The organism is Parashewanella hymeniacidonis (genome assembly GCF_016900895.1).
Classification (GTDB): Bacteria; Pseudomonadota; Gammaproteobacteria; order Enterobacterales; family Shewanellaceae; genus Parashewanella; species Parashewanella hymeniacidonis.
On sequence record NZ_JAFEUN010000254.1, the window covers coordinates 1 to 1,835 of the forward strand.

General features: G+C 38.5%; 1 protein-coding gene. It reads right to left on the reverse strand.

Annotated elements, in window-relative coordinates; translation table 11 throughout:
• Positions 1-200 precede the first annotated feature (200 nt).
• The gene (locus JQC92_RS22140; protein WP_205001692.1) at positions 201-1,310 is read right to left on the reverse strand and encodes a hypothetical protein; all 1,110 of its coding nucleotides are present in this window, start codon (positions 1,308-1,310) and stop codon (positions 201-203) included.
• Positions 1,311-1,835 lie beyond the last annotated feature (525 nt).

The window sequence follows — 1,835 nt, forward strand, 5'->3', positions numbered from 1 at the left end:
GATCATTGATTTTGTCGAAGTGCTGTAAAAAAGTAGAAGGTTCCATTTCATTATCATGTAGCTAAGTTTGATTGATCTGATCACAAACCTTCAAAAAAGTTCAATTTTAATGATCTTGCCGTGGTAGGTGTTATTTACTCTAACTTTTACGCCCATGATATCTGACTTAATTTCGAAGGATTCAAAGTTCACTCAATAAATTATACCAATTGTTCATGCCTTGGAGATAAATTCCTAATTGCAACTTCTTCGCCGAAATTCCTCCAATCTTTGATGAAATGAATAAAGGCCATCACTCCTTCCTTAGTAACTTGAGCGATAGCTATCGACCTCTGCCCATCATTTGCTCCCCAGTTACCATGCTCATCGATCATGATGGCTTTCCCCGCATTGGTTAAGCCTCCATTCGACGTCATTCGTATCGCGGCTCGGTTTTTCATCGAATCATAAACATGCCACTCTCCATGATCATGATATAAACATTGATAATGGCCACCATCATCATTCTCACCTGTTCGCATGATATAGGTTCCATTTCTATCCAACGTACCCAATAATTTCATAACCGAGTTAGCGTTACGTCCATCAGTAAAGAGAATATCACGATCGGAAGGTTCGGAGTATTTGGTTAATGGAGGAAAAATATCTATCTGACCAGTATTGTTCGAATTAAAATGCGTAAACTCACAATTGCAGCCGAATCTCTTCGCAATAAAAACTGCACATCTTTCAGGACAAGTATTAGTAAACTGATTTAAATATGCAATGCGACACTTAGGCTGTGCACTAGGAACCCATGAAGTAGGCAAATCATTCCTTGGTTGTCCCTCAAATTTACACCCTGTTCGTGCGATTTCTGATTTAATAACTTCAGGGATTGAATCTACTGATTTTCCTGGTAACACCGTTCCGGCTAATTTTAAAATATCAGTTTGATAGAGTGCATTAATATCAATAAGCCTTTGCTTACCCTCAGTCAGCAATCCCGTCATAACCACTTTTTGAGCACAACGTTGAACGACTTCTGCAGGGTGTGAGCACACCTTATCGGCCATCGAACTCTGTATAATCTGAAGTAATTTAGATTCAGCAAATAAACCTATTTCATCTCTTCTGATTGCTACATTTTGAAGCAGTTCAACACACCTTTCATCCCCCTGTAGAGCATGATTATAGAGTTGAATAACGGTATCTTTACTTTTTTCATAATTACTGTTTTCGAAGAGAGGAGTAATGTCGATTTCTTCAGGCGACGAAGTTTCAGAGAAAGTGTTTGGTGTTGGATTTGTACAATTAGAAACAGTTAACATTTCACTCCCCCTATACAGCCGAGAAAATGTCAAAGACAAGACACATTAAATTGTCAAAGACAAGACACATTAAATTCTGTTCAATTAACGCACGTTTTTGGCAAAGAGAACAAGCGAAAAACATTAAGTTATTATTAATCTTCACTCATTATTTTAAGATCAAGACATTCAAGTTAAGTAACCTGAACTACGTATATACTGTTGCCAGTGCTAACAATCGCTCACTATTGCCGCACACTATCGCCTTGATTAACAAGCTGTGCATTCTCGCTGAAATCGAGCATCTTCAGGTATCATGGGTATACATATCCTAAACGGTACTTAGTATATGAATTCGGCGTATTATATAAACATCGAGTAGGGTGAGGCATCACTGCCTCATCCCTCTCACAGAACCATACGTACGGTTCTCGTATACGGCTCCTGCTTAATTCTATTCAGTTACTTCGTACTGAACACATATCCCGTTTGTACCTTTTCTAAGTTAAAGAGTCCCAGCTCATCAAACCATTTATTGGGCATCGC

Bases quoted from the DNA above. Each gene is read 5' to 3' on its own strand.
- JQC92_RS22140 (WP_205001692.1), bottom strand. From the start codon at position 1,310: ATGTTAACTGTTTCTAATTGTACAAATCCAACACCAAACACTTTCTCT.